1 pseudogene and 1 other annotated feature are annotated in these 912 nt (G+C 41.1%); the pseudogene reads left to right on the forward strand.

From position 1 onward, the window contains the following. Positions 1–49: 49 nt before the first annotated feature. Positions 50–912, forward strand: a pseudogene (locus ACWQ4X_RS19695) (IS3 family transposase); the annotation flags it as partial. Next, positions 325–441 (forward strand) — a sequence feature (AL1L pseudoknot). Its footprint overlaps the pseudogene before it by 117 nt.

Raw genomic sequence — 912 nt, forward strand, 5'->3', positions numbered from 1 at the left:
GAACCGTACCGGGTTTGTCGGAGAGTCAATATTCTGAGAGACTACCCCGATGACAAAATTAAAATATACCCCTGAAATCAGAGAAAGAGCGGTTCAATTATTGATTGAATCTGAAAAAGATTATCCTTCTACTTGGGCTGCAATCACAGCAATTGCGCCTAAGATTGGTTGTACTCCTGAAACACTTCGTGCCTGGCATCAAAAGCATTTAGATCAGCAAAATCCTATTAAAGTACAACAGATATCTGATCAAGAAAAAATGAAGCAAATGGAACGTGAAATTAAAGAATTAAAGCGTGCCAATGAAATTCTACGTAAAGCAGCCGCTTTTTTCGCCCAGGCGGAGCTCGACCGCCCACACAAATAATGGTGGATTTCATCCATAACAATAAAGATCGATATGGTGTTGATGCGATTTGTAGGATTTTACCGATCGCAGCTTCAACCTATTACCGAACTTTAGATCTCGCGGACAATCCAGAACATCGAGCGAAACGAGATCTACATGATGAGCATCATGCTGAACAAATTAAACGAATTTGGAAAGAAAGTTCAGGTCGATATGGTGTGCGTAAGGTCTGGCAACAATTGAAACGTGAAGGTTATGTTATCGCACGTTGTACAGTTGCTCGATTGATGCAGAAGCTAGGTATACAAGGTGTTTGGCGTGGTAAGAATAAACAAACCACCCGTAGCCGAGATGATCAAAAAAGAGCAGATGATTTAGTGAAACGTAATTTTAATGCTGATCATCCTGACCAACTGTGGGTGAGTGACTTTACGTATATTCAAACTCATTCAGGCTGGGTCTATACCGCCTTTATTATTGATGTGTTCTCACGAGCAATTGTTGGATGGAAAGTATCGACACGGATGAATACAGATATGGTGCTCGATGCATTAGAGCAAGCC

The organism is Acinetobacter sp. NigerLNRRAM0016 (assembly GCF_054112845.1).